Source organism: Bacillus sp. FSL R5-0397, from assembly GCF_038593395.1.
In the GTDB taxonomy this organism is placed as follows: domain Bacteria; phylum Bacillota; class Bacilli; order Bacillales; family Bacillaceae; genus Bacillus; species Bacillus altitudinis.
The window spans coordinates 3,061,659-3,085,951 of the sequence record NZ_CP151992.1; the positions used below are offsets into that span (position 1 = coordinate 3,061,659).

The window sequence follows — 24,293 nt, forward strand, 5'->3', positions numbered from 1 at the left end:
TCGTTCTTTCATTTTGCTTACAGGTCATAGGATTAGTACTTCATTGCATTGGGTCACCCTTCCGTCGTTTATTACGTATACGATAAAAGATTGGTTATTTTTTGTCAAGCTGAAAAGGCATGAGTGAATCTATTAGCTTGAGCGTAAATGGATGAGTCGATTCTAACAGCTGGTCACTTTTACATTCTTCCACAAGTCTTCCCTCATGTAAAAATAGAAGTCGATCACATAAAAAAACGGCTGCCTCTAGATCATGGGTAATCATAAGAATGGTCATATCTAACTCTTGCTTTAATGTTTCAAGAAGCTCCAATATTTGAACTTGGACAGAAACGTCAAGTGAGCTAAGGACTTCATCTAAGATGAGAATGGCTGGATTCGTCGATATGGCTCTTGCTATGCATACACGCTGGAGCTGACCGCCGCTTAGTTGGTGAGCATATTGATTTAGCAAAGACGATGGAAGTCTTACTTGTTCAAGCAGGGACAACACTTTTTGGTTCACATCCATGTTTCGCTTTATTATTTGCATGGGTTCTGCTATGATCTCTTTCACTGTAAAGGAAGGATGGACAGAAGATAGATAATCCTGAAAAACAACACTCATTTTCCCCCGGTTCATCTTACGCCATGTATGAGCTGGCCATCCATCTATCTTTATCTCTCCGCCGTCTAATGTTTCTAAACCAAGCAGCGTACGTACTATTGTACTTTTACCACTGCCGCTCTCACCGACTAACCCGACACATTCACCCTCTCCAATCTGAAATGAAACCTGAGCTATGCGTGCTATGGATTCCTCTTTATGAAAAAAGCGCCCTTTATCTTCTCCATGTTTAAGTAGTTGATTTGCTGTGATCAGCATGGGAATGCCCTCACTCTCTTCTGCTGCCTGAGTGCTTCAAGGGGGGCCGATAACCGAAGCCTCGTTTCTAGTAAATGCCTCGTTTGAGGATGCTCAGGTGATGTGAATATCTCTTTTGCATGACGATGCTCAAGCAGCTTCCCTTGGTGCATCACCAACATTTCATCAGCGATTGCCTGAACGACACCTAAATCATGCGAAATGATGATCAAGGCAGCTCCTGTTTCTTCTTTCAGCGTCTGTAATTGCGTGATGACTTCACGCCGGTTATATGCATCTAATGATGCTGTAGGCTCATCGGCAATGATCACGTCAGGAGAAAGCATGATCGTAATGGCAATCATGACACGTTGAAGCATCCCTCCCGACAGCTCATGAGGATATTTTTTCATTAACATATGCGGATTGTTTAAATGGACACGTTCTAGCCCAGTGATCGCATGTGCTGTTCCTTCTTTGCCACGTAAGCCCAAATGCCGCTGGAATGTTTCAAGTATTTGATGACCAATTGTTTCAATTGGATTGAACGCATTCATGACATCTTGTGAAATGAAGCCAATTCGCTTTCCTCTCCAACGCTGTGCAGCCTGACTTGTCAATTTTTCACCGTCAAACAAAATGGTCCCAATCATCTCTAGCGAAGGAGGGATGAGGCCAATTAATGCTTTTGCCACGGTTGATTTTCCGCTTCCACTTTCTCCAATAACGCCTAAACAACGTTGTCTATGTAATGCAAACGTGATATTTGCCGCCAAATCCTTTTGTTGAATCGGATCATGTACGGACAGGTTTTTTATCTCGATGAAAGGCAAACCGTCTCCCCCTTTTTTTGTTGCTAAGATGCATGGCAGGGTTCATGACCTGCTGAAGACTGTCTCCCAAAAAATTCAGTGCCATGACCACAAATAAGATCGCAAGTCCAGGCGGAAGCATATGAACCGGGTGCGTCACCATGACATTCTTCGCCTCGTTGAGCATCATGCCCCATTCCGGTGTAGGTGCACTCACACCTAATCCAAGAAAAGACAAAGCAGAAATATTTAAAATAACCCAGCCTGCGTCAAGTGTAGCAAAGACAGCTATCTCTCCTGAGATGCGAGGAAATAGATGTTTTCGAAGGATATAAAAAGGTGAACCCCCAGATACTTTCACAAACTGAACAGATGGTTCATTCGTATATTGCAGGACTGACGAACGAATCATCCTTGTATACCAAGCCCATTTTGCAAGGACATTGGCTAAAATAATATTGAAAAGCCCAGGTCCCATAATGCCCACAACGGCCAAAATCATCACCTCTGCTGGAAATGACAGCATGACATCACATATTCTCATTAGAGCTCCATCAACTTTCCCTCTAAAAAAGCCAGCCATGAGTCCAAGTATCGTGCCAATGAGCATCGTGATACACATTGTCAGCACGGCAGCAAGCATCGTTGTCCGAATACCATATAAGAGCCGCGACAATACGCATCTCCCCAGCTGATCGGTTCCAAGGGGATATGTTAGACTCACACCAGCATATTTTTGAAGAATGTTCGTGTCAGTTGGGTCATGCGGCGCTAGAAACGGTGCAAACAGCCCAGCTAATGTGACAAGTACCAAAAGCCAGATAGACAGAATAGCCATTCGATCTTTTCTTAATTGATTCCATACGATCAAATTTTTTAGACCTCCTTTCTTAACTGCGGGTTCATGATCATTTGTATGACATCAGCAACGAGGTTGCACACAACGAACAGGCATCCCATCACAAACAAATAGGCTTGAATAATAGGGAAATCGGCGTGAAAAATAGCTGTTACACACAAACGGCCAACCCCTGGCCAAGCAAAGAGATTTTCAATAATGACGGTTCCTGCAATGAGCTTTGGTATTGACATACCGAGTGCTGTTACCGCTAGTTGAAGGGCATGTCTCATCACCTTCAATTGAATGGTTCGTTCCTTTAAACCACGAGCTCTTGCATAAAAAACAAAGGGCTCGTGCTGAAACTTTAGAATTTGATTTCGAATGAGTCTCACATAGGTCGATAAGTAGCCAAGTGATAAAGTCATCGCTGGCAAAAGAATCGATTTAAATCCTTCCATTCCACTCGTGTTGACCCAGTTAAATTTGACTGAAAAAAGCCAGATAAACAAAATGCCCAACCAAAAACTAGGCATGGAAGCTGCAATAAACACAAATGCTCTCACGATTCGATCCAACCATGTATGTGCCGCATATGCACACACCATTCCGAACAACAAACTCAGCACAATAATAAACAAAAGGGACATCCCTGCAAGCTGTAAAGTCGCAGGAAGTGCCTCCAAGATCAGATCAAGAACTGGCTCCCGCGTGACATAGCTGCTGCCAAAATCACCTGTTAATCCATCTTTAAGCCATGTGGCATATCGTAAGAAAAATGGTTGATCTAAGCCTAGCTCTTGACGCATGGATTCAACCATTTCTTCAGTTGGGGTTACTTGGTTCACACGTAAAGCGACCTCAGCTGGATCACTTGAACGCATCGCAAGCAGCACAAACGCAAAGAAGGTAATGAATACAATGAGTGGTAAAAGAAACAATAATCTTTTTATGATATAGCGTGTCATGTCTCCGCCTCCGGTTATGACGAAAAATACATTCGGTCAAAAGGAATTTCATACTGAGATACATGAAAACCTACACCTTTGAGGCGCTTATTATAAACAGCCTTTGTCACAGAATACGAGATAGGAATATAGACATTTTCATCATGAATATAAGTCAAAATATCTTGGTACATTTGTTTTCGTTTTTGCTCATCCGGCTCCACCAATACTTTCGTAATGGTCTCATCCAGCCACTTTTTCTTTTTCAATCCTAATTGAGCTTGGTAATCAGCATGGGATGCAACACGGAATGAAGAGACGTATGTTTGAGGGTCATAAGGAAGTCCCCACGATAGAGAGTACATAAGATCAAACTTTCCTGTTTTTTGACGATCTAAAAATGCCTGTTTTTCTTCACCTCTAATATCCAGCTTGATTCCAACCTGCTTGAAATCCTGTTGTATCGATTCACTAATCGTTCTTTCACCTGCATTATCCGAATTGTAATAAATGGTCACGCTAAGCGGCTTGTCTTTTTGATAGCGATAGCCGTCTTCTTTTAACTTCCAGCCTGCCTCATCTAATAATGCCTCTGCTTTCTTTTTTTGATAGGTTTTCTGTTTAAGCGGAATGTCCGCGTAAGGGACAGACGGAGCAAGCAGTGTATGTGCCACCTGTTCAGTTCCATTTAAAATCCCTTCTGTAATCATCTCTTTTTGAATGGCATATTGAAATGCTTCTCTTACTTTTGGATCTTGTGTTATTGGTTGATTGGAGTTGATTACAATAGATCTTGAACCAACAGGAGGACTCACAGTCACACCATATTGACCAGCTTCTTTTAAAGCCTGAAATGAATCTCCATCAATCATGTCACCATCTGCTCCAAATAAGAGATCAACCTCCCCTTTTTGAAGAGCGAGTAAAATGGTTTGATGATCCGGCATGACCTTCCATTTCACCGTTGAAATCTTTGGTTTCTTTCCCCAATAATGATTATTCACTTCAAAAATGGCATATTGATTTTTCTTATGTTCCTTTAACACATAAGGACCTGTACCTGCATAACCTTTGACGCCTTTTGATGTGGTGCCATCAATAAAGCTTTTGGGAGAAATAAAACGGAATGGACGTGTTAAACCAAGTTCTTCTAATGTTGGATAATAGGGCTCCTTCAATGTGAGAACAAAAGTATGTTCATCTACAGCCTTTGTGGATTTAATTTCTGACACGAGATTAAGCCAAGCATTTTTTTCAAGATTTTTGACAACTGCATCCATATTCATTTTGACAGCCTTCGCATTAAATGGCTCACCATCTGAAAAAGTCACGTTTTCTCGAAGATGAAATGTATAGGTTTTTCCATCTTTAGAAATATCCCAGCTTTGGGCCAGGGCTGGTTGAATGCCTTTTTCCGTATTCACAACAAGCGATTCAAACACCATATTTTGAGCGGCCATCTCCCCGCCATATAGATGGGGATTAATGTCTCTTATATCTTTTGTACTTGCATACACCAGTTCATCATCTTCTCTTCCACTTAAACTGGAAGAGGTCTTATTTTCAGAACATGATGCCAATAGAAAGCAAGCCATGACTGAAAACAACATCAAGGTATATGTCACAAAGGACTGCTTTTTCTCATCCTTTTTCTTTATGTAAACTGGTTGATCATTCATATGTACTTCCCCCAAACAATTCATTTTATCGTAATCATTACGATTATCAATCGAAATGATTACGAATTGAATATTAGCATACAGATCTGGGAAATACAATGTCTTTTTCACAGAAAAAACAGACTCATGATTGAGTCTGTTTCGCTTGCATAAACTGATCAATGACACGTAATGCTTTTTCTGTTCCACCTGCTGTTTGGAAACTTTCTTCAATCTTTTCAATCCCAGCACGGTATGTGTCACTTCCGAGTACACTCTCTACAGTATCTCTCAACTGCCTTGCTGTCAGCTGGTCTTTATCGAGTGCACGAGCAGCAGAGAGATCCGTCAGTCTTTTTGCCACCATCGGCTGATCTTTGTCAACCGGGATGACGACCATTGGAACATGATAATGAATACCTTCATTGACACTGTTCATCCCGCCGTGAGTCACAAACACATCTGTCAGTTCAAGGACTTCAAGCTGCGGCACATAAGGCTCGATCAGAAAATGAGATGGCGCTTCTTTTAGGAGAGACATGTCGATTTTTTCACCAGTTGCGAGAATCACTTTTCCATCAAAGTCGGCAAAGGCATCAATACACATATTAAAGAATGCTTCAGTATCTCCAAGAACCGTTCCCATTGAAATAAAGACGACCTTCTCCCGCTCAAGCGCTTCTAATGGAAAATCGTGTTGGTCAGCACGTTTTAGAAAACTCGGTCCAATGAAAACAAACGAATCATCCAATGCATCAACAGACGGCTGAAAATATTCACTTGTATACACCATATTCAGTTCTCCGCGGTTTTTCATGAATTGCATCAAATGCTTTGGCTGAACGCCAAAACGTTCATGTATTTCTTCTAACAGATGAGCCGCCTTCTCATCTTTTCTGTATAGAGGTGTATCAAAATGCGCCTCCTGCAGCACAAAAGAAGGATTCGAACCGATGCCTGGAATCTGTAAGTAATCCCGCACAAGCTCACCTGCTCCAAACATATCAAAATAGACCAAATCAAATGAATGCTGTTGAGAAAGAGTTTCCACCACTTCTAAAATGTCTAATGACGTTTGTAGCATGGCATGAAAAAATGGCTGCATGGACTCCAAATCGTCTTCCTCCACACTTAATGTCCGAATATAATCTGGATGTATATGTATGTGAGCGCCTAAGCGTTTGATCCGTTTTTGATAATGTTCAGTTGTGACCACATGCACTTCATCACCTCGATCAACAAATGCTCTAATCATCCCTAACATTGGGTTCACATGTCCTTCAGCTGGGAACGTAATCATTAAAACCTTCGCCACAAGAATCATCTCCTTATTGTCAATTCCCTTCCATGTTAATCTTATACAGTGATCAGGCTCAACAAATACGCCTGAAAAGGGCAGAAATGAGTCTTATGGCTAGTATTTTAAGAGGATAGCAGAAAAAAAGACAAAGCCTCCTTTTTAAGTGCTTTGTCTTTTTTCTATTAATTTTTGAGCAGCATTTTTTTAAACGCAGCAGACTGTTTTTCAATTGAGATTGGATCAGCATAGATAAATTCATTGATTGAATAGGTTAGAACATGTCCTTGTTTTACTGCTTTATTTTTCTTCCATACACCGCTGCCTGTGATATCAGGATTCGGTGCTTTTCCATCCTTTGTTGGTACAAGTAAATAGTCACCTGTATACTCATTCATCTCTTCTAATGAAATACCGAGATACCCTTCTTTCGGAAGAGCTTTCTCCGCTTTTTCAGGCAGGCTAAATCCATACCCTTGATAGATGACCTCCCCACCGCGGCCAAAGTCTGTACCAAATAAATACACTTGCTTAGGCTGCACATCCATGATAGAGAACGTCTTGTCTTCACCAATTTTTGCTTTGACCTCTTTGCCGTCTTTTTTCAGCTGCTCGTCCATTTCTTGTATTTGTTTTTTGGCTAACGATTCTTTTCCAAGAATCTTTCCGATTTCAATATGCATCTCTTTAAAGCTATGTTCACTTGTTGTGAAAGTAATTGTTTTTGCGATCTTTTTATATTTCTCAACTTGATCATTTTGTGAATACGCAATGATGAGATCAGGCTTCAGTTTGGCGATTGCCTCCACATTTTCTATCGGCACCCTCTTCACACCTGTTTCATCTAAAAAGGATGATTTAGGATAAACATCTGTCATGCCAACAGGTGTCACACCTAACTTTTTAAAATTTCCAAGCTGTGCTGTTAACACAACAATTCGTTTCGGCTTGTCAGGGATGGTGATCTTTTCACCCGTTTCAGTTGTATATGTACGAGTATTTGATTCTTGTTCTTTATTGTCTTTCTGCCCGCAAGCCACCAACAATACTGCCAGCAGACTCATAAGGCAAATCATTTTTTTCACTTACGAAAACCACCTTTAATTGAGAATGATTATTAATTATAACATAAGCAGTGTGGTTTAGATGTAAAGTTTTAGCAGTGAACGCCACATACAAAAAACCCTCTTCTGATGGAGAGGGTTCGAGAAACCTTTTTCAATTGTGAACTAGGTTGAATGCACACGCTGAGAATCTATAAAACCCCGACACGATAGATGTTATTACAGGATATTATGAAAGCAAAACACCCTTTAGTCGAAAAACATCATTCAAACATTAAAATTTTGGGGTCTTGATTGTAACAGTGAACAAGCATAGCGTGTACTTGCCCCCTATGATGATAAACATGTGCTAAAATCTCTAACAACCATTCATACCTTGTATATGTCACACCCCAATAGGAAGTGGTACGAGACAGTAGTTCTGTGTCCGATAATTTCATATAATTATTTTTTAATGAATGGAAATTAGTCATTAAACCATTTTCTATCGATTTTATAGTTTTATATGATACATTAGCATAAAATATTTCCATCTCTTCTTGGGTCGCCTCATTAGAAATACGCCAGTCAGCTTCACAAATGATCGCAATGTGTTCCAACAACTCTCCGATAGACTGCTTATGAGGTGTTGGTCTTTTTCGTAAATCAGCTTCTTCTAATTGACTTACTATTTTTATCAAAGTTTTAACAGCTACTTCAATTTGATGTAAAACACTTTCACAATTCATTAGTGCCTCCTTATGAATGAATTCTGCCCTTTTCGTTGAACAAGCTTTTAGAATATTGATGAACTGACTTTATACTCCAATAATAGATTAAGTTTACTTGATTGCCTATCATCAAGAAAATTTGTCTTTTTAACAATATTAATCTGTGTTTTTCGATACAAAATGAACTCGCTAATAAATAGTGAAGTTCCTCTCAATTTACTCACACAATACCACTCATAAAAAAACAAAAAAACCCTTTATTTCAAAGGGTTTTCAAGTTCTTTCATAAATAATCCATCGGATACTCAAGACGCGCTCGGAGGGATTCGAACCCCCGGCAGACGTGGTACCGGAAACCACCGCTCTATCCAACTGAGCTACGAGCGCACGATATGTTTTTTGAACGTCAGCATATCAAATTATAAGGGAAATGCTGCAAGAAAGCAATGATTAATCGCTATCCCTGTCGATGCATTTTCTTCATTCCCATACATATACTCATATGATGGTTTGAAGTGGAAGAGTTTTGGGGAAAATGGATAGGGGTATTTGATTTTAGGTCAGCATTTTGTTTGACCTTTATTGACCAAAAATGTATCATTGAATTACATACTTACCTAAAAGGTGAAGGAGGAACATTATGAATTTAATACCTACAGTCATTGAGCAAACAAATCGTGGGGAAAGAGCTTACGACATTTATTCTCGTCTTTTAAAAGACCGTATTATCATGCTTGGTTCTGCGATCGATGACAATGTTGCCAACTCCATCGTATCACAGCTTCTCTTCTTAGAAGCCGAGGATCCAGAAAAAGATATTTCTATCTACATTAACAGCCCTGGCGGTTCGATCACAGCTGGTATGGCCATTTACGATACGATGCAATTTATTAAACCAAAGGTATCAACTATTTGTATTGGTATGGCTGCATCTATGGGTGCGTTCCTGCTTGCTGCTGGTGAAAAAGGTAAGCGTTATGCCCTTCCAAATAGTGAAGTGATGATTCACCAACCACTAGGTGGTGCGCAAGGTCAAGCAACAGAAATTGAAATTGCGGCAAAACGAATCCTTTCTTTACGCGATAAACTGAACCAAGTACTTGCTGAACGTACTGGTCAGCCAATTGAAGTCATTGAGCGCGATACAGATCGTGACAACTTCAAAACAGCGGAAGAAGCACTTCAATACGGACTCATTGACAAAGTCTTGACCCGTAATTCAGAAGAACAAAAATAATCACAAAACAAACCGTCTGCTCTTTGAACAGGCGGTTTTTTGTTATGCATCTGTTTTAAGACAGCTCCGTCCATTTCTGCTGAAGAGACGGTGTTTGATAGGAAGCCATCTGTGAAATCAATTCTTCCGGTTCTCCAGAGGCATGCAGCAATTGAAGGTGTGATTCATTCGAAAAACCTTCCTGTACACTGAACGTCACCATGTCGAGGAGCGGTTTGAAATACTGATTCACTTGATACAATCCGATTGGCTTTTGATGGATGCCAATTTGCGCCCAGCATAGCACCTCAAATAATTCTTCATATGTACCAAAACCACCTGGCATGGCAATAAACCCATCGGCCAGCTCGCTCATTTTCGCTTTTCGTTCATGCATTCCTTTGACTTCAATGAGTTCAGTGAGCTCTTGATGCACAACCTCTCCTCTAAAAAGCCCTTTTGGCATGACTCCGATCACTTGCCCGCCGTTTTTTAATACCTCATCCGCTATAGCGCCCATTAAGCCAATTCGTGAGCCACCGTATACAAGACGGATTCCTTGCTCTGCCATATAAGCCCCTAGCTCGACAGCTTTTTGTTTGTAGATGTCATTCACACCTGGATTCGAACCAGCAAACACACAAATCGTTTTCATCAAAACAGCTCCATCTCTCTCTATGATTTCTTCACCCACTCATTCTACTATAATTCATTGTAAAGAAACAGCCGCTCCATCTATATATAGTGTAAAATCAGAAGGTGAACACCATATAAGGAGCTGTATAAAGAGAATGCAAACAACTGAAATGGAAAAATGGATCAAAGATTTCTACAAAATGAGAAATTGGACAGAATACGGGCCGTTTATCAGGTTAGGTTTCCTGATGGAAGAAACAGGAGAACTCGCTCGTGCAGTCAGGGCGGTCGAAATTGGACGCGATCGACCTGATGAGAAAACACAGGAGGTCGCCGCGTTAAGAAAGGACCTTATTGAAGAAATGGGGGATGTCTTAGGAAATCTACTAGTTCTAGCTGATCTCTATGATGTAACAGTAGAAGAGGTCTTCTCTTCCCATCAACAGAAACTTACACAACGGTTTTCTAGTGAAAAAGAGCAGGTAAAAAGCACGTGACCGACATGTCACGTGCTTTTTTTAGCCTTTTATAGCTGCTGTGGTGAAATATCATCCGTTCGTTCAAAGAAATGCTGCTTTCCAATGTGATGGAAAAGACCGGTACGATGCAAAAGCTCTTTTGGCTGTGATTGAAGCCCTACAATCATCAATTTTCCATTGTGATGCTTTAATCGATTGGAAATGTTCATCAGAACCGCTTCTGCTGAGGTGTCCATATAATTCACTTTGTTCATAAGCAAAATGAGTGTTTTCGGCTTTGTCTGAACATGATCCAAAATCGAATTTTCCAATGAATCGGTTGTACCGAAAAAGAGTGGCCCTTCAATCGAATACATACTAATCCCTTTCTGATCGGTCTCCCTTTCTAAGGCAGCCGCCGTTTCGATTTGAGGAACAGCGACATTTGTGTGGATATTTGTTGTCTGGCTCATTTTTTTGATAAAGGCGATAAACGCTAAAATGAGACCTGCAGTCACGCCAATAATCAAATCACCGATGACCGTCAGCAGGAAGGTCACGACGAGCACAAGGGAATCCGCATTTTTGACTTTGACAATATTGATAAACTCTTTTTTCTCACTCATATTCCACGCCACAAACATCAAAATCGGTGCCATGGCAGCAAGCGGAATCATCGATGCATATGGTGCAAATAACATTAAGATGAGCAAGACGACGACACCATGCACGACTCCTGAAATGGGGCTTGCTCCGCCATTTTTAATGTTTGTTGCCGTACGAGCAATCGCTCCAGTCGCTGGAATCCCTCCGAAAAGCGGTGCCGCCATATTGGCAATTCCTTGCCCGACGAGTTCTTTATTGCTGTCATGCTTTGAGCCTTTCATATTATCAGCAACCATAGCTGACAAGATGGACTCCACGCCGCCCAAAAGCGCAATGACAATAGCCGGCGGCAGCAGATAAATTATTTTTTCAATCGTTAATTCAGGGAAAGCGAAAGTTGGCAGCTGACGAGGGATTTCGCCATATGCAGAGCCGATGGTTTCAACTTGTCCTTGAAAAAAGAGAACAGCTATAAATGTTGAAACGAGTAGACCTAATAGAGCACCAGGTATTTTGGGAATGTATTTTTGTGCCGCCAAAATCACGATGAGCCCAACAATCGCTGTGAGAATGGCGAGACTGTTTGCGGTACCGAGATGGACCACGATTTCTCTCATATTGAGGAAAAAGCTTTCATGCTTTTCAACACCCTTTAATCCGAGGAAGTTGGCAATCTGTCCTGAAAAAATAATGACAGCAATGCCAGCAGTAAAGCCGATGATAACCGGACGAGGAATAAATTTCATGAGCTTTCCTAGTTTGAATATTCCGAATAATACAAGCATGCAGCCTGCCATAAAACCAGCAATCAGTAAGTTTTCGATACCGTACTGGCTGACGATCCCGAATAAAATTGGAACAAATGCCCCGGTCGGTCCGCCGATCTGATACTTTGAACCACCAAACAATGAAATCAAAATGCCGGCAACGATGACTGTGTATAATCCGTATTCTGGTCCGACACCAGATGCAATGGCAAAAGCCATGCCTAAAGGAATTGCCACAACGCCCACGACAAGCCCAGCGATTAAATCGCGTCTAAATTTTGATGAATCATAACCTTCAAATCTTCCATAAAAACGCATGGTATGTGTTGGCCTCCTTCAAGTATGTGTAGATGATTTAGGTATATTGCGGGTCGATCTGTTTATCTTTTATAACGACATCCAGCTTTCCTGTTGCCGGATGAATCACTAGTCCATGAACAGCTACATCACTTGGCATGAGCGGGTGCTCTTTAACTAATTTCACACTTTGAGATACGCTCTCTTCCACTGAATCAAAGCCTGTCAGCCAGCCCTTTAAATCGACACCTGCGCTTTTCACAATGCTCAAACACTTTTCCTCAATTCCCCTTGCTTTTGCCTTTTCAAGTAAAGGGTCTGCCGCAAGGCCTGCCATTCCGCATTCATGATGTCCGACAATGCATACTTCCTCTGCTTTCAGCTCATAAATGGCTAGTAAAATACTCCGCATGACACTGCCAAATGGATGTGTGACGATGGCTCCTGCATTTTTAATGATCTTCGCATCACCGTTACGAAGCCCCATGGATTGGGGTAATAATTCCAACAGGCGTGTGTCCATACAAGTTAATATAACCAATTTCTTCTCAGGAAATTTTCCCGTCTTGAAAGGCTCATACTGTCTCTCTTTCACAAAGTCTTCATTGTGCTGAAGAATCTGTTCTAATGTTGATCCCATCCTGTCATCTCCTATCTTTTTTAAGTGATTGTAACGCCTTACCTGGCCTCCTTTTCCCTTGTGTGTTCTCAAGCATAGAGAAGAAAAATGATAGAAAAAAAAGAAAAAAATGAGAAAACGATGAGAGAATATGTAATCATTTTCTCTATTTTGCTCTTTGTTCCGCTTCAGCACAGGGGAGAGGCGGCTTTTGCTTACAAACGATGGCTTTCATTTCACCAAAAGACGATGAAATGGTTTAGTAGAAAATGACCATCCCGTTTAATACACTGCAAATATAATAAATTTTCTATCAAAAAGTCTCGATCTATTTTCCAGTTTGTCAGATTATCTCTCGAAACATCTAACATTTTTCTATGACTCATCTACTAATCACTCGTTTTTCTACATCATAAAAAGACATCAGCATTTACTCTTTCACTATAAAAATCTCTCCTTTTCCGTTATTTCAGTATATTAAATATTGAGCAGCTCATATTCAAACGTGTACTGCCAAAATGGTTGCTTTATAATAAAAAGAGAAAGATGACCATGTGAAAGGAGCGAGTTGATGATGAAACCACATATTTTTGTCGCCAAACCCTTACCTGCCGCTTTTGAAGACATGTTAAAAGAACATTGTACATATGAGGTATGGCAGTCAAAGGATCCGATCCCAAGAGATCTGTTATTTGAGAAGCTGCAGAAGGCTGATGGCCTTTTAACATCTGGTACGAAAATTGATCAAGATTTATTAGATCATGCACCCCAACTCAAGGTGGTGAGCAATAATTCAGTCGGTTATGACAATTTTGATCTAGAAGCCATGAGACAAAGAGGCGTGATTGGTACGCACACGCCTTATACACTCGATCATACCGTTGCTGATCTTGCCTTTTCGCTCATTCTCTCTTCTGCAAGGAGAATTGCCGAGCTTGATCGTTTTATCCGCGAGGGAAAATGGACAAAATTTGTTCAAGAGGAAGATATATTCGGCATTGACGTCCATCATCAAACGCTTGGGATCATTGGAATGGGACGAATCGGTGAGCAAGTAGCCAAACGAGCCGCTCATGGTTTTGATATGAACGTCCTCTATCACAACCGGAGCCGGAATGAGAAAGCCGAATCAGCATATGGCGCTGTATATTGTGCACTGGATGACTTGCTGAAGCAAGCTGATATCATTGTGTTAATCACACCACTGACGGATGAGACGTACCATATGATAGGAGAGCGGGAATTGAAATTAATGAAGCCGACAGCTTTATTCGTGAACATCTCCCGAGGAAAAACCGTCGATGAGAAAAGCCTCATTCAAGCACTGCAGGAAGGGTGGATTAAAGGAGCTGGTCTGGATGTGTATGAGCAAGAACCGCTTCAGGAAGATCATCCTTTCAAAGAGATGGACAATGTCACGCTTGCCCCGCATATCGGTTCCGCTACTGAAACGACAAGAGATCTTATGCTGAAACGAGCCATTCATAATGTACTTCATGGAATTGATGGCAAAGCCCCTGTTGATATTGTGAAGGAGCTTGCCTCATCTTAATTGAAAAAAGGCGCAGGGAACTGCGTCTTTTTGTTTACGTCATCTAGAGACAGTAGGTCAAAAAGCCTCATTTTTTCCAATCTCCTGATTCTTTACATTCTCTTCATATGCCGGTGCTATAATATGAGGTAGACAAGCATCAAGAGGACGGCATCCCATTTCCTTTTGAGGAGGATCAAGATGAAAAAAATAAGTTCGATTTTTACTCTGTTCGCTCTGATTGCTGCCATTCTGTTTTCTGGATTTATCCCGCAGCAAGTCCATGCAGAAACACCACTTACACCAACAGCCACAAATGAGACTGCTTCCGTACAGCTTGCACCAGACCTTCGTACCCTTGCCGTCATTAATACCTTTGATGGTGTAGCAGATTACTTAATCCGCAATAAACGACTACCTGATAATTACATCACCAAATCACAAGCGAGCGCCCTCGGATGGGTGGCATCAAAAGGAAATTTAGCTGAAGTCGCGCCGGGCAAAAGCATCGGTGGAGACGTATTCTCTAATCGGGAGGGACGCCTTCCATCCGCTAGTGGCCGTACATGGCGTGAAGCCGACATCAACTACGTCTCCGGTTTCCGTAATGCTGACCGCCTAGTATACTCAAGTGACTGGCTCATTTATAAAACAACCGATCACTATGCGACATTTACGCGGATTCGTTAATCATTGTAAAAAGACAGCCCTAAGTCAAAAGGGCTGTCTTTTTTCATACTGTTTACGGAAGCAGTTTTTGTACGTACTCTTCAAACGGTTGTGAGAGTGGTTTCTTCGATACTTCTTCCTGTTCATGTATCGTGACATGATCCTCTGTCACGATCACACGACCTGTTGGTGTCAGTTTGGATGCAAGCAGCCTTTTGTTAAAAGGAGAGGCTTCATTTTCATAAATCTCATGCCGCAATTGCACAAGTGTATCTTCACCGACTTCTTTTAATGTGAAAGCATAACCTGTTTCAGCACCTGCTCCCCTATCCAATTGGAGTAGATGGGTTCCTTTTTCTGTTTCCTCTGCGTTCACGCGAAAACGAAGGGACGGTGCTTCCACCCATTCACCTGTAAAAGGGACGGGCTTAAGGGGTAAATTCACACCAAATCCTGCATCAATGAGGTAGCGCTCATGGTGATGTTGAAGGACGATGGCTACATGCGTCCCATCCAGTGCCCACTTCTCTGCTTCTTTGTTATATACGGTCCCTTGAACGAGCTTTACGGCGAGACCTGCCTCTTTTAAGACATAATATAAGAGCGGATTGAGGTCATAGCAAAGCCCACCTCTGCTGCCTTCCAGAAGATGATGCTTCAAACCTTCTTGATCCAAAGCATAGGCGTGTTTACCCACCACAGATCTATTTTCAAAAGGAAAGGTATAAGCCATCTTCCTTAGTAAATCCGGTAATTGATCAAACGTAATGGACGCGGCTTCGTATCCAATTTTCTGTAAAAAAGCTGATTGAATCACAACTTTCCCTCCTAAAAAAACTGAGCCCTTGAAAGAGACTCAGTTTTCTTGATTGATAAAATCCGTTAACGCATCGATGGCTTCTTGTTCATCTGCTCCATCAGCTATTAGTTTGACGGTGACCCCAGAGCTGATCGCAAGACTCATCAGTCCCATAATACTCTTCGCATTGACCTTTTTCCCATCTTTCTCTAGAAAAATATCAGCACCAAAACGATTGGCTTCTTGAACGAACAAAGCAGCCGGACGTGCCTGCAAACCCGTTTTCAGCTGAATTGTGACCGTTTTTTCCACCATATGATCTGCCTCCCTTTTTTATTTCCCTATTTGAGTGTAACAGCTTGTCCGTTTCTTAATTGTTCTGCAATTTGATCTAGCTTTCTTAAACGGTGATTAATGCCTGATTTGCTGATCTTGCCGCTTTCCACCATTTCGCCAAGTTCCTTTAATGTGACTTCTTGGTAGTCAATACGCAGTTGCGCAATTTCACGCAGCTTATCTGGCAGGGCGTCTAGTCCAATCTTTTCGTCAATGAATTGAATATTTTCAACCTGGCGCAGTGAGGCACCGATCGTTTTATTCAAGTTTGCTGTTTCACAATTGACGAGCCGGTTCACTGAATTCCTCATATCTCGGACGATGCGCACATCTTCAAAACGAAGCAATGAGTTATGAGCACCCACAACACTTAAGAATTCCGTAATTTTCTCCGCTTCCTTCATGTATGTGATAAAGCCTTTTTTGCGTTCAAGTGTTTTACTGTTAAGATGGAATTGATTCATGAGCTCACAAAGGGCATCATTATGTTCTTTGTATAGTGAAAAAATCTCAAGGTGATACGAAGAGGTTTCTGGATTATTCACAGAACCTCCTGCTAAAAAAGCACCTCTCATATAGGAACGCTTGCAGCATCTTTTCTTCACAAGTTCTTCTGAAATGTTGCGTTCAAATACAAATTGTTCACCTAATATCTTTAGGTCCTCTAAAATGGTTTTCGCTCGTTCTACCAGTCTGACAATATACACATTATTCTTTTTTAATCTCATTTTTTTACGAACGAGCAGCTCGACAGTCACATCGTATTTCTTTTTCAAAAGGGTATAAATACGTCTTGCAATGGCTGCGTTCTCTGTCTGTATATCTAAAATCAATTTTCGATTAGAAAAAGATAATGAACCGTTCATACGGATGAGGGCAGAAAGCTCTGCTTTTGTGCAGCAGTCCTTCACTTCCAGATTAGTCAGCTCTTTTTTTGTTTCGGATGCAAATGACATCCTTGCCACCCCCATTCCTATTTTTTCTGATGCAGCAGATCGACAAGCAGCGCGGCTACTTTCAGCGTATCATGACGAATCACATGCTGGTCATATGTAATGATTTCCCCAGGGATGACTTCTAGTCCCATGGCTTTGAGTACATCTGTGTCGAATTGTACAGGCTGCGCCTGTTCTTCTGCATATTTTGCTTTGATTTCTTCTGGAATTTCTTTATTGTTCACAAATATCGTATCGATAAATGGTCGGTCCATATGATCGTTTAGTGCCTGCACATGATCAGCTGCACTGTAGGAAAGCGTTTCCCCCGGCTGTGTCATGACATTGCAAATATAGACTTTTTTCGCCTTAGAACGAATCACTTCTTCGCCAATATGCGGTACAAGCAGATTGGGCAAAATACTGGTATACAAGCTGCCAGGTCCAAGGACGATCAAGTCGGCTTCACGAATGACTTGAATCGATTCTGGGAGCGGCTCAATCGTATCGGGTGTGAGGAACACTCGTTTAATTCGCTCACCATAGGTTGGGATTTTTGATTCTCCCGTTACCACTTGCCCGTTTTCTAATTCCGCATGAAGAACAACACTTGAATTCGCTGCTGGCAATACTTTTCCTCTCACATTTAAGACCTTGCTCATTTCTGTGACGGCATGAAAAAAATCACCGGTTATATTCGTCATAGCCGCAAGAATGAGGTTGCCGAGAGAGTGGCCTGTTAAGTCATTCCCTTTATTAAAACGGTGCTGAAATAAATCTTCTACAAGCGGTTCGACATCAGAGAGTGCCGCAAGTACATTTCGAATATCGCCTGGAGGCGGAATATTCAAATCATGTCGCAGTCTGCCTGAGCTGCCTCCATCATCAGCTACCGTCACAATGGCGGTAATGTCCACTGGCTTTGTCTTTAATCCTCTAAGTAAAACAGATAAGCCAGTGCCTCCGCCAAGAATGACAACCTTTGGTAGTGTCGTCATCTATTTTCTGCTTCTCTTTTCAATGTCCCGGTGAGTGACATGTGTATAGTAGTCATTTTTAAAATACTCCGATAAGTAGTTCGCTAGCGTCACTGATCGATGCTGTCCGCCTGTACAGCCAATGGCAATAACAAGTTGGCTTTTTCCTTCTCGTTTATAGGACGGTAGCATAAAGCTGAGAAGGTCAATTAATTTCTCTGTGAACTTTTGCGTTTCACTCCACTTCATGACATAGGAGCGTACTTCTTCATCGTTTCCAGTCTGTGGACGCATGCTCTCAATATAGTAAGGATTCGGCAGAAATCTCACATCAAATACAAGATCAGCATCAATCGGCAGACCGTATTTAAAACCGAAGGACATCACATTCACTGTAAACACCTGCCCTTGGCTCGTGGCAAAGTGTGCAACAATTTTTTCTCGAAGCTGTTTCGGTTTTAAATCCGATGTATCAAAAATCATTTGAGCCCGGCCTTTTAACTCTTCTAACAGATCGCGTTCCATCTCAATTCCTTCGAGCGGCAAACCTGTTGTCGCAAGGGGATGAGAACGTCTCGTTTCTTTATATCTTGAGACAAGCACCTTATCGTTTGCATCTAAAAATAGAATCCTTGGTGTGATCCAGCCGATATCACTCATCTCATCTAAGGCAGCAATTAAGCTATCAAAGAATTCGCGTCCGCGCAAATCCATCACAAGGGCCACCTTGCTCATCTTTGAATTGGATTCCTTCATGAGCTCTAGAAACTTCGGTAAAAGTGATGGCGGTAAGTTATCCACACAAAAGTAACCTAAGTCTTCAAAGCTTTGGATGGCAACGGTTTTCCCCGCACCTGACATTCCTGTAATAATCACAAGCTGAATATCATCTTGTTTGTGCGTATTCATGCCTGTTCCCTCTCCTTCTTTATGAAAACGGTTTATTTATTAGTCTCCTTGAGGATCTAATCGATAAGCAATCAGCTCAAAATCTGGTGTATACGTAAAAGTGCCGTGGAGTAGTCCTTTCCCTTTCAACATGAAGTCAAGAATATGGGAATCTCCTGGAGCCATCGGCAAGCTAGGCACATCTTTTACATCATGCCATTTTAAAATGCCTTCCTCCGACTCTGATACGTTTTTTCCTGTAAAGGAATCTGCCATAAAGGTGAACATCATCCACTCTTGAACGATTTGATCGCCTTCTTTTATGATAAAGGTAAACACGCCTTTTAGCTGCGGATTTAAAATATAAATGCCTGTTTCTTCTCTAAATTCTCGAACGACTGAATCCTTGACCGATTCTCCGCTCTCCATTTTGCCGCCAGGTGCTACCCACCAGCCTCGTCTTGGCTTTTGCAGCAAGAGAACTTGATCTTCGTGATGCAGCACACAATTGGTTACTCGTTGCATCAGCTGTCACCTACTCTTTTATGTCTTTTTCTTATTATACAGGTTCATCATGACTCCCACAATGAACATGCCCGTTCTTCACTGAAAACAGACAGGTTTTCGTATGAATATGGTGACGGGCACTTTATCTATTCTTTATTTTACAACATCTAACGGTTCTCCATGCGTCATTTGTGAACATCTCGTGAATTTCTGATTTTAAGCAAAAAAAAAGGACACGGATTCACATCCGTGCCAAACATGTATTCCTTATAAAAGGGGGTCAATTACTAGTTTTATCATAACGGATAATTGTTTCACCCGTGTTACATTCCAGTTAAAAGCCCGTGACGCAATATTAAGGATTTACGACAGCTGTTTATTTCATTGCTTTTAGCTTTTCAGCAAGCTCTTCTACATAATGCTGTGCACTCTGTGCTGCAATACTTCCATCACCTGTTGCTGTGACGATTTGACGAAGTGTTTTCTCACGAATGTCACCAGCTGCGAAGATTCCTTCAACTTTTGTTTCCATTCTTTCGTTCGTCTCAATGTAGCCCTCTGCATTTGTAATCCCTAGATTTTCAAATGGTTTAGACAGCGGCAGCATACCGATGTAGATAAAGACGCCATCTGTTTTGAAGTCTTCTTCCTCACCTGTCACGGTATCAATTAATGTCACACTGCCGACTTTCCCGTTTTCTTCATTGATTTCTTTAACGGTTTTGTTCCACATAAAGTCGATTTTTTCATTATCAAATGCACGTGCTTGTAAGATGCTTTGGGCACGTAGTTTGTCGCGTCTATGGACAATAGTGACTTTAGATGCAAAGCGAGTGAGGTAAACACCCTCTTCTACTGCTGAGTCTCCTCCGCCAATCACGACAAGCTCTTTGTTTTTAAAGAAGGCTCCATCACATACCGCGCAGTATGATACGCCGCGGCCGCCAAGTTCTTTTTCGCCTGGTGCACCGATTTTTTTGTATTCAGCACCTGCCGCAATAATGACAGAGCGTCCTTTGTATTCTTTTGAACCAGCTTTGACGATTTTGTACTCTTCACCATCTACAATTTCTTTAATATCGCCATACGCATATTCGGCACCGAATTTCTTTGCATGCTCAAACATTTTATTTGAAAGTTCCGGTCCTAAGATGCTTTCAAAGCCCGGATAGTTCTCGACATCTTCCGTATTCGCCATTTGGCCGCCTGGAATTCCTCTTTCAATCATCAGTGTTGAAAGATTTCCCCGTGATGTATAAACAGCGGCTGTCATTCCGGCAGGACCCGCTCCAATGATGATCGTATCGTAGATTTTTTCTTCTGACACAACTGTCACTCCCTCTTCAATTGCTGCTAGCATTTCTTATTAGAATGCCCTTGGGTGATGCTTCCATTCATGACAGAGAGCATCATTTCCACTCTTAGCTTTTATTCCTTACCCATATCCTATTAAATCTGCGGGTAATAAGCGAATCATTTGCTCATATCTTCAAAAAAAGAAAAAGCTTCCTTAAACTGCTGTTTAAGGAAGCCTGTTTACGGTTATATAGTAAGTAATGATTTATTCAACGACTCTTCTTACAACGCCATTGAATGCTTTTTTCCAGTAAACGTTGCTCATAGAGTCAACTGAAACACCGCGAGAGCTATTATCGTTCAAGAATGTACCGTTTCCTAAGTAAATACCAACGTGTCCATTTACTTTATACGTATCAAAGAACACAAGGTCTCCGCGTTTCATGTCAGATGCACTTACAGCTCTTCCTTTACCTACAAGCGTATCTGTTGTTGTACCGCCAACTGGTCCAAGGTTGATGCCTGCTGATGCAAATGCCCAGCGAACGAATGAAGAACAGTCAAAACGACGTGCGTCAATATCGGCTTGTGATCTGCCGCCGCCCCATTTATATGGAGATTGTCCTACAATCGTAGAACCTGTGCTGATTGCACCTTCGATTCCGCCTACGTTATTGCTGACAGGTGATCCACCGCCAGAAGATGGCTTTTTGCTTGGTGAACTGCTGCTATTGTTATTTGAAGATCCACTGTTATTTGAAGAAGAACCGCTGTCGTTATTAGAGCTGTTGTCTTCAGCTTGAACACTAGCTTGACGCTGCTGTTGTCTTTGTGCTTTTTCTTCTTTTGCTTTTTGAGCAGCTTCTCTTGCTTCTTTTTCAGCTTGTTTTTGAGCAGCGATTGTTGCGTCTTTTTCAGATGCAATGCTGTTTGCCTCAGTGTTTAACTCGCTGATTTGAGAAGAGGCACTTCCTTTTTGCTTTTTCACTTGCTTGAATAGCTTGTCTTTCTCATCAAGCTGTTTATTTAAGTCTGTTTGAAGTGTTTCAAGCTTTGCAAGCGTTTTTTGAACATCTTCAAGCTTTGTGTTTAATTCGTTTTCAGACTTTTGTAATTCCGCTTTGTCTCTTTCTTGTTCTTTAATGATTTCGCTGTCTGCGTTGATTAATGTAGATACAGCACCTGCACGGCTGATGAAATCGCTAAAGCTTTTTGCTCCTAGTAATACATCTATGTATTTCGTAGAACCACCGCTTTCTTGAAGCGCACGTACACGCTTTTTCAAGAATTCGTTTCTTTCTTCGATACGTTTTTCTGTATCAGCAATTTCTTTTTTCAGTGCTTTGATTTCTTTTTTTGTTTTTTCGTTTTCTTTTTGTTTTTCTTCGATTTGATCACTTGTTTTTAAAGCTTTTTCGTCAATTTCTTTTAGCTTTAGCGCAAGTGCCTCTTGTTTTGCCTCAAGCTTTGATAGCTCTTCTTTTTTCTTTTGAAGATTCTTGTTTACCTCTGACTGCTTGCTGTCTAGTTCTTGTTTCTTTTGTTCAAAGTTCTGTGCATTTGCTTCATGAGTAAATGGAATAAATAAACCGCTCGCTCCAATCACCGAAGCTAAACCGAAAGTAATAAACTTTTTCACGTATAGTTCCTCCTTTGACAATTTCCCAAGCGACATGAGAAAGCAGCAAATTCTCTGCGACCAATCTGTGCTTCCTGTGTCTTTCTTCCTGATGATTCAGTCAGATGTTGACCAGATTGTTTCTATCACTAGGTGTTGCATTATGTATAGTAAAATATTTAAATATATGTCTTTGTTTTAATCCACGAGTTTCATTATACATGACACATCGACAAAATGAGCTAATATTTTTATTACATTTATGTTTCAAATAGATGTCGAGATTGTCATACTTCGCCAAATCCTAGCAAATCCCACCTTTTTATCCAAGAAAAAAGCATGACCTTTTCGGCCATGCTGCTGTTATCTGAATCTATTTACCTATTCAAACCATGAACGCACAAATAATATTCTCATATTTTGACAGCGTTTGAACGCTGATCTGAAAAGAAGCTGCGATCTCTTTTTTGCTGACAGCTGATTCTTCTTGTTCATTCATCCATAGATAATAAGAAGCTGCTGCCCATGCAATGGCATTTTTCTTCTCTACGCCTGAAGCGCGTGCTTGCTGAATAATATGGAATAACCAAAAATATGGCATGTGGCTATCAGGCTGCAACGCTTCTTCCAAAGCAGATGCCGCCTGTTTTGCGAAGACCGCATCTTCTGAAAACGATCGTTCTTCCATTTGATCTTCAAATAAAAGTAACTCAATAAACTGCTGTTCAAAGGCCGTTTTCGCAGCGCGGGAATCAAGAACAGATTGCAAGACGTCACGTTCACCTTTTTGTTTGCTAACATAGTAGGCAGTGAGTCGTTCCTCAATTGAAACCATTGGCTCAGACTCCTCTGGTTTATCTTGCCACGGCTTGATTTCATCTGCATCAATATCTTCTTCCACCATCTTATCCCAGACGGTTTGCGCCAGCGTTTTGTGCCCCGTATAATAGGCTGCACTTGCCAGCCAGTATAAAAACGTACTATCACCTTGGAAACCTGTTTTATACAAAGAATAAAGCCATTTAAATGCCCATTCAAATTCTCCAACAAGGGCAAATGTTGCGCCAAGCTTATAACGCTGTTCACTTAATATTGGATACACGTGCGTTAATTGCTTCGCTAACAGATTGACCTTTTCTTCTTCTTTTTCATAATGATAGAAAACAAGCTGATTACAAAGGGCATGCAGATTACCGGGATTTTCATGAAGGACCCGGTTCAACATTTCTTTTGCCTGATCGATTTGGCCAGAATAAAAATAGGCCAAAGCGAGATTATTATACGCTGACCAAAACTCTGGATACTCAACAATCATCTGTTCCAGCATCTCGATTGCTTCATCCAGCCTGCCGCTTTCTAGCAAATGGTTGGCTTGATCCTGCTTTACAATCAGATCATCCTGATCATAAGGAAAATCTTCATCAACATCGTCACTCATATCAAGCAGATCGAGGAGATCGTCATTTTCATCTGCAAATTCCCCGTCTTCTTCCAGCGCAGCATAAGCAGTAGCGGACTTATATGCTTCTTGAAACAGTCCAAGATTCGCATAATTATTGGCTTTAAAGTAGTGACACTCTGACATATTCTCATCCAAGTGTTCAAGGATAAAATCAAGCAGTTCATTTGATTGTTGGTAATGACCCATTTCAGTATAAATAATGGCAAGCTGCGACAGCATTTCTACATTTTCAGGCTCAAGTACGATGGCCCGCTGTATCAGCTTACTTGCCCTAGACAGATTTCTTTCTCTATATGCTTTTAGACCTTTATGAAAAAAGTAATGCCCATCTTGGAATAGCTGGACGACTTGTGTGTGATTATTTTGAGAAGTGTATTTACTCACCGATACCCTCCATTTCGAACAGTGTACCGTGTGTAGTATAACATACTTCATGAGTCGTCACATAGAACAAAAGGAAAGGAAGGATTTGTTTTTCATTTAAAAGCAAAAAGCCGGGGGTACCC

The 24,293-nt window shown here is 41.3% G+C and carries 23 protein-coding genes, 1 tRNA gene and 1 pseudogene; 4 read left to right on the forward strand and 21 right to left on the reverse strand.

The features are described from left to right. Positions 1 to 94 precede the first annotated feature (94 nt). From NSQ70_RS15785 to NSQ70_RS15825, 9 genes are all read right to left on the reverse strand, one after another. Positions 95 to 865, reverse strand: a complete 771-nt coding sequence (locus tag NSQ70_RS15785) for a dipeptide/oligopeptide/nickel ABC transporter ATP-binding protein (protein ID WP_096881883.1) — start codon at positions 863 to 865, stop codon at positions 95 to 97. Beyond that, complete coding sequence (locus NSQ70_RS15790; protein WP_342502267.1) at positions 859 to 1,677, reverse strand: ABC transporter ATP-binding protein; 819 nt, start codon at positions 1,675 to 1,677, stop codon at positions 859 to 861. The genes NSQ70_RS15785 and NSQ70_RS15790 overlap by 7 nt, the downstream gene beginning before the upstream one ends. Beyond that, positions 1,640 to 2,527 (reverse strand): nickel/cobalt ABC transporter permease, encoded by an 888-nt coding sequence (gene opp1C, locus NSQ70_RS15795; protein WP_024719866.1) that lies wholly within the window; start codon positions 2,525 to 2,527, stop codon positions 1,640 to 1,642. The genes NSQ70_RS15790 and opp1C overlap by 38 nt, the downstream gene beginning before the upstream one ends. A 5-nt stretch (positions 2,528 to 2,532) precedes the next feature. Beyond that, on the reverse strand, positions 2,533 to 3,462 hold the full coding sequence (opp1B, locus tag NSQ70_RS15800) for a nickel/cobalt ABC transporter permease (protein ID WP_024719867.1): 930 nt from the start codon (positions 3,460 to 3,462) through the stop codon (positions 2,533 to 2,535). A 14-nt stretch (positions 3,463 to 3,476) separates the two neighbouring features. Then, entirely contained in the window at positions 3,477 to 5,120 is a 1,644-nt protein-coding gene (gene nikA / locus NSQ70_RS15805; RefSeq protein ID WP_039169217.1) for a nickel ABC transporter substrate-binding protein, read from the reverse strand. Between the two features lie 124 nt (positions 5,121 to 5,244). Continuing rightward, positions 5,245 to 6,414, reverse strand: a complete 1,170-nt coding sequence (locus NSQ70_RS15810; RefSeq protein WP_144666138.1) for a macrolide family glycosyltransferase — start codon at positions 6,412 to 6,414, stop codon at positions 5,245 to 5,247. Positions 6,415 to 6,581: 167 nt separating this feature from the next. Further along, entirely contained in the window at positions 6,582 to 7,472 is an 891-nt protein-coding gene (locus NSQ70_RS15815; protein WP_342502597.1) for an ABC transporter substrate-binding protein, read from the reverse strand. A 251-nt stretch (positions 7,473 to 7,723) separates the two neighbouring features. Then, positions 7,724 to 8,188: a DinB family protein gene (locus NSQ70_RS15820; RefSeq protein WP_249855578.1), complete on the reverse strand. Its 465-nt coding sequence runs from the start codon at positions 8,186 to 8,188 to the stop codon at positions 7,724 to 7,726. Between the two features lie 293 nt (positions 8,189 to 8,481). Then, positions 8,482 to 8,557: transfer RNA gene (locus NSQ70_RS15825), tRNA-Arg, on the reverse strand. Positions 8,558 to 8,810: 253 nt separating this feature from the next. Here NSQ70_RS15825 and clpP point away from each other — a divergent pair. Continuing rightward, positions 8,811 to 9,407, forward strand: a complete 597-nt coding sequence (clpP, locus tag NSQ70_RS15830) for an ATP-dependent Clp endopeptidase proteolytic subunit ClpP (protein WP_024719872.1) — start codon at positions 8,811 to 8,813, stop codon at positions 9,405 to 9,407. Between the two features lie 55 nt (positions 9,408 to 9,462). On the opposite strand, the gene NSQ70_RS15835 is transcribed toward clpP, so the two are convergent. Then, positions 9,463 to 10,041 (reverse strand): TIGR00730 family Rossman fold protein, encoded by a 579-nt coding sequence (locus NSQ70_RS15835; protein WP_024719873.1) that lies wholly within the window; start codon positions 10,039 to 10,041, stop codon positions 9,463 to 9,465. A 136-nt stretch (positions 10,042 to 10,177) separates the two neighbouring features. On the opposite strand from NSQ70_RS15835, the gene NSQ70_RS15840 reads away from it, so the two are divergent. Continuing rightward, positions 10,178 to 10,519: a MazG-like family protein gene (locus tag NSQ70_RS15840; protein ID WP_039169100.1), complete on the forward strand. Its 342-nt coding sequence runs from the start codon at positions 10,178 to 10,180 to the stop codon at positions 10,517 to 10,519. Between the two features lie 29 nt (positions 10,520 to 10,548). Here the strand turns inward: NSQ70_RS15840 and NSQ70_RS15845 are convergent, their stop codons facing one another. Together NSQ70_RS15845 and NSQ70_RS15850 are read right to left on the reverse strand one after the other, a co-directional pair. Next, positions 10,549 to 12,171, reverse strand: coding sequence for a SulP family inorganic anion transporter (locus tag NSQ70_RS15845; RefSeq protein WP_041507806.1), 1,623 nt, complete (start codon positions 12,169 to 12,171; stop codon positions 10,549 to 10,551). A gap of 37 nt (positions 12,172 to 12,208) precedes the next feature. Then, positions 12,209 to 12,790: a carbonic anhydrase gene (locus NSQ70_RS15850; RefSeq protein ID WP_096881889.1), complete on the reverse strand. Its 582-nt coding sequence runs from the start codon at positions 12,788 to 12,790 to the stop codon at positions 12,209 to 12,211. Positions 12,791 to 13,343: 553 nt separating this feature from the next. Here NSQ70_RS15850 and NSQ70_RS15855 point away from each other — a divergent pair. Both NSQ70_RS15855 and NSQ70_RS15860 read left to right on the forward strand, forming a co-directional pair. Beyond that, positions 13,344 to 14,321, forward strand: coding sequence for a D-glycerate dehydrogenase (locus NSQ70_RS15855; RefSeq protein WP_041508114.1), 978 nt, complete (start codon positions 13,344 to 13,346; stop codon positions 14,319 to 14,321). A gap of 342 nt (positions 14,322 to 14,663) precedes the next feature. After that, positions 14,664 to 14,990, forward strand: a pseudogene (locus tag NSQ70_RS15860) (ribonuclease); the annotation flags it as partial. A 52-nt stretch (positions 14,991 to 15,042) separates the two neighbouring features. Here the strand turns inward: NSQ70_RS15860 and NSQ70_RS15865 are convergent. The 9 genes from NSQ70_RS15865 to NSQ70_RS15905 all read right to left on the reverse strand — a co-directional run bounded on the left by NSQ70_RS15865 (position 15,043) and on the right by NSQ70_RS15905 (position 24,171). Beyond that, positions 15,043 to 15,786 (reverse strand): arylamine N-acetyltransferase, encoded by a 744-nt coding sequence (locus NSQ70_RS15865; RefSeq protein WP_342502268.1) that lies wholly within the window; start codon positions 15,784 to 15,786, stop codon positions 15,043 to 15,045. Between the two features lie 39 nt (positions 15,787 to 15,825). Then, complete coding sequence (locus NSQ70_RS15870) at positions 15,826 to 16,083, reverse strand: HPr family phosphocarrier protein (protein ID WP_008348124.1); 258 nt, start codon at positions 16,081 to 16,083, stop codon at positions 15,826 to 15,828. Positions 16,084 to 16,109: 26 nt separating this feature from the next. Continuing rightward, the gene (gene whiA, locus NSQ70_RS15875) at positions 16,110 to 17,060 is read right to left on the reverse strand and encodes a DNA-binding protein WhiA (protein ID WP_008348125.1); all 951 of its coding nucleotides are present in this window, start codon (positions 17,058 to 17,060) and stop codon (positions 16,110 to 16,112) included. 17 nt (positions 17,061 to 17,077) lie between these two features. Further along, a complete protein-coding gene (locus NSQ70_RS15880) occupies positions 17,078 to 18,037 on the reverse strand; it encodes a YvcK family protein (RefSeq protein WP_008348128.1) in 960 nt (319 codons plus the stop codon). Continuing rightward, positions 18,038 to 18,925, reverse strand: coding sequence for an RNase adapter RapZ (gene rapZ, locus NSQ70_RS15885; protein ID WP_024719879.1), 888 nt, complete (start codon positions 18,923 to 18,925; stop codon positions 18,038 to 18,040). A gap of 39 nt (positions 18,926 to 18,964) precedes the next feature. After that, the gene (locus NSQ70_RS15890; protein ID WP_008348133.1) at positions 18,965 to 19,429 is read right to left on the reverse strand and encodes an 8-oxo-dGTP diphosphatase; all 465 of its coding nucleotides are present in this window, start codon (positions 19,427 to 19,429) and stop codon (positions 18,965 to 18,967) included. 358 nt (positions 19,430 to 19,787) lie between these two features. Further along, positions 19,788 to 20,738, reverse strand: coding sequence for a thioredoxin-disulfide reductase (gene trxB, locus NSQ70_RS15895; RefSeq protein WP_024719880.1), 951 nt, complete (start codon positions 20,736 to 20,738; stop codon positions 19,788 to 19,790). Between the two features lie 234 nt (positions 20,739 to 20,972). Further along, on the reverse strand, positions 20,973 to 22,346 hold the full coding sequence (locus NSQ70_RS15900) for a C40 family peptidase (RefSeq protein WP_024719881.1): 1,374 nt from the start codon (positions 22,344 to 22,346) through the stop codon (positions 20,973 to 20,975). A 364-nt stretch (positions 22,347 to 22,710) separates the two neighbouring features. Next, complete coding sequence (locus NSQ70_RS15905) at positions 22,711 to 24,171, reverse strand: tetratricopeptide repeat protein (RefSeq protein ID WP_342502269.1); 1,461 nt, start codon at positions 24,169 to 24,171, stop codon at positions 22,711 to 22,713. Positions 24,172 to 24,293: the final 122 nt, after the last annotated feature.

Coding starts and splice junctions, on each gene's coding strand:
- NSQ70_RS15785 (WP_096881883.1), bottom strand. CDS start 865: ATGCTGATCACAGCAAATCAACTACTTAAACATGGAGAAGATAAAGGG.
- opp1B (WP_024719867.1), bottom strand. CDS start 3,462: ATGACACGCTATATCATAAAAAGATTATTGTTTCTTTTACCACTCATT.
- nikA (WP_039169217.1), bottom strand. CDS start 5,120: ATGAATGATCAACCAGTTTACATAAAGAAAAAGGATGAGAAAAAGCAG.
- NSQ70_RS15815 (WP_342502597.1), bottom strand. CDS start 7,472: ATGATTTGCCTTATGAGTCTGCTGGCAGTATTGTTGGTGGCTTGCGGG.
- NSQ70_RS15820 (WP_249855578.1), bottom strand. CDS start 8,188: ATGAATTGTGAAAGTGTTTTACATCAAATTGAAGTAGCTGTTAAAACT.
- clpP (WP_024719872.1), top strand. CDS start 8,811: ATGAATTTAATACCTACAGTCATTGAGCAAACAAATCGTGGGGAAAGA.
- NSQ70_RS15835 (WP_024719873.1), bottom strand. CDS start 10,041: ATGAAAACGATTTGTGTGTTTGCTGGTTCGAATCCAGGTGTGAATGAC.
- NSQ70_RS15840 (WP_039169100.1), top strand. CDS start 10,178: ATGCAAACAACTGAAATGGAAAAATGGATCAAAGATTTCTACAAAATG.
- NSQ70_RS15845 (WP_041507806.1), bottom strand. CDS start 12,171: ATGCGTTTTTATGGAAGATTTGAAGGTTATGATTCATCAAAATTTAGA.
- NSQ70_RS15850 (WP_096881889.1), bottom strand. CDS start 12,790: ATGGGATCAACATTAGAACAGATTCTTCAGCACAATGAAGACTTTGTG.
- NSQ70_RS15855 (WP_041508114.1), top strand. CDS start 13,344: ATGAAACCACATATTTTTGTCGCCAAACCCTTACCTGCCGCTTTTGAA.
- NSQ70_RS15870 (WP_008348124.1), bottom strand. CDS start 16,083: ATGGTGGAAAAAACGGTCACAATTCAGCTGAAAACGGGTTTGCAGGCA.
- whiA (WP_008348125.1), bottom strand. CDS start 17,060: ATGTCATTTGCATCCGAAACAAAAAAAGAGCTGACTAATCTGGAAGTG.
- NSQ70_RS15880 (WP_008348128.1), bottom strand. CDS start 18,037: ATGACGACACTACCAAAGGTTGTCATTCTTGGCGGAGGCACTGGCTTA.
- rapZ (WP_024719879.1), bottom strand. CDS start 18,925: ATGAATACGCACAAACAAGATGATATTCAGCTTGTGATTATTACAGGA.
- NSQ70_RS15890 (WP_008348133.1), bottom strand. CDS start 19,429: ATGCAACGAGTAACCAATTGTGTGCTGCATCACGAAGATCAAGTTCTC.